This window comes from Streptomyces sp. (assembly GCF_050698815.1).
Taxonomy (GTDB): domain Bacteria; phylum Actinomycetota; class Actinomycetes; order Streptomycetales; family Streptomycetaceae; genus Streptomyces.
This window is the reverse complement of the sequence record NZ_JBOHCV010000792.1, coordinates 1-2,484: the sequence shown is the minus strand read 5'-3', so window position 1 is coordinate 2,484 and position 2,484 is coordinate 1. Positions and strand designations below refer to the sequence as shown.

Genomic DNA, 2,484 nt, shown 5'->3' with positions numbered 1-2,484 from the left:
GGGGCGGCTGCTCCTGTGTGCCGCTGGGCTGCGGTGGACGCCCTGCTACTCCTTCGTACGGCTGGGGCCGGCGGTCGGCCCGCCGAAGATGCCGCCGCTGTCGCTCCCGCCGGTACTGCCGCCGTCGGCGCCGCCGGTCTGGCCCTGGTCGTTCCCACCGTTGACGCCGCCCTGGTCGGCGCCTCCGTCACCGCCGGTCTGGCCCTGGTCGGCGCAGCCGAACACGTTGTTGCACGTGTCGGACGGAGACGGTGACGTCGAAGGCGATCCCGAAGGAGGTCCGGACGGCGTCTGCGACGGGTTCTCGGAAGGCTCGCTCGGTGTCGGCGTGGGGGAGGGGCTGGCCTTGTAGCCGAAGACCTTCTCGCCGATGGGAGTGGGCACCGGGAACTTCATCACGGGCTTGTCCTTGAGCGCGCCCGTCATGTACTTCGTCCAGATCTCCGCGGGGAAGGACGCACCGTGGATGCTCTTCTGTCCGCCCACGCCGTACATCTTCTGGAACTTCTGCACCTTGGCCTTGTCGTTGACCCGCCACATGCCGATCGCGGTCGACAGCTGCGGCGTATAGCCGCTGAACCAGGCCGACTTGTTGTCGTCCGTCGTACCCGTCTTGCCGGCCGCCGGGCGGCCGAGCCCGCGCGCCGTGGAGCCGGTGCCCTTCTGCACGACCGTCTCCAGCACGTTGGTGACGTTGTCGGCCACCGCGGGATCGAAGGCGCTGTTGATCTGCTTCTGGTGCTTGTACTTCTCTTCGTCGCCCTTCGTCACCTTGGTCACGGAGTACGGCTCGGATTCCATGCCGCTGCTGGCGAAGGTCCCGTAGGAGTTGGCCAGCCGGATGGCGCTGGGGGCCGAGGTGCCGAGCGAGAAGGTCGGAGTGGTGCGGGCCAGGCTGTCCTCGGTCAGGCCGGCATCCATCGCCGCCTTCTTCACCCTGTCGGTGCCGACGTCCATGCCCAGCTGGATGAAGGGGGTGTTGACCGAGTACTGCATCGCCTCGCGCAGGTCGATCCGGCCCCGGTCCTCGTTGCCGTCGTTACGCTGGTGCCACTCCTTGCCTTCCTTGTCGTGCCAGATGGCGCCGTTGTACTCGCGCAGCTTGATCTTGTTGTCGCCGTTGTAGACGCTCTTGTGCGAGACCGGGGTGCGCGAGTCCGCGCCCTGCACCGCGGGCAGCTTCGGGTCGCGTACGCCGTCACGCATCGCGGCCGCCAGCACGTAGGGCTTGAAGGTGGAGCCGACCTGGACACCGGTGTAGTCGGCGTTGTTGGTGAAGTGCGAGGTGGCGTCCTCACCGCCGTACATGGCGACGATGGCCCCGTCGTTCGGCTTCACCGAAGCACCGCCGAACTGCACGTACTTGTCGACCTTCCGCGTCTTCGGGTCGATGTTGGCCTTCCGCACCCGCTCGACGGAATCGCTCATCGCCTTCATCTTCTTCTTGTCGAAGGTGGTGTAGACGTGGAGGCCGCCCTGCTTGAGCTCCCGGTCGCTGATACCGCTGTTGGCGGTGACGTAGTTGTTGGCCACGTCGACCATGTAGCCCTTCTGGCCCTTGAGTTCGGTCGCCTTCTTCGGCTCCTGGGGCATCGGGAACTTCGTGATCTCGGCCCGCTTCGCCGCGCTCAGCCGGTTGGTCTTCACCTCACGGTCCAGCGTCCACTTCCACCGTGCCTCGGCCCGCGCCCGGTTCTTCTCCCGGGTGGCCGCCGAGCCGATGCCGCCGGACGGGTCGTAGAGGTTCGGACCGTTGAGCGTCGCGGACAGGAAGGCGCTCTCGCTCGCGGTCAGCTTGTGGGAGTCCTTGCCGTAGTACGCCTGCGCGGCGGCCTGGATGCCGTACGCGCCGCGCCCGTAGTAGCCGGTGTTCAGATACCCCTCGAGGATCTTCGACTTCTCCTCCGAGGCGCCGACCTTGATGGAGATGAACAGCTCCTTGGCCTTACGCATCAAGGTCTGCGACTGGTCGAGGTAGGTGTTCTTCACGTACTGCTGGGTGATCGTCGAACCGGACTGCGTCTCTCCGCCCGTCGCCATCTTGAAGACCGCGCGCGCGATGCCCATCGGGTCGACGCCGGCGTCCTGGTAGAACGTCTCGTTCTCGGCGGCGATCACCGCGTTCTGCATCGACTTGGGGATCTTGTCGAGCGGCACGATCTGCCGGTTCTGATCACCGCCGCCCGCGACGACCATCTGGCTGCCGTCGGCCCAGTGGTAGACGTTCTTCTGCTGCTTCGCCGCCTTGTTCGGGTCGGGCTTGTCCACCATCGCCAGCGCGATGCCGGACAGTCCGATGACCAGCCCGAGGAAGCCCGCGAAGCTGCCCAGCACCAGCTTCCAGGACGGCACCCAACGGCCCACGCCCGATCTATTCCAGCGCGGGTAGTCGATGAACCGCTGGGGCGGTGGCTGGTAGCGGCCGCCCATGCCGGCGGCGCCGGCGCGCCGGCTCCCGCCGTGCCCGGCGGCGGCCATCCCGGC

Annotated in this window: 1 protein-coding gene; it reads right to left on the bottom strand. The window is 67.2% G+C overall.

Annotated elements, in window-relative coordinates; translation table 11 throughout:
- Positions 1-45: 45 nt before the first annotated feature.
- Positions 46-2,484 (bottom strand): transglycosylase domain-containing protein (locus tag ACRDP3_RS28380; protein ID WP_431519887.1); only part of this gene is annotated, 2,439 nt, incomplete at its 5' end.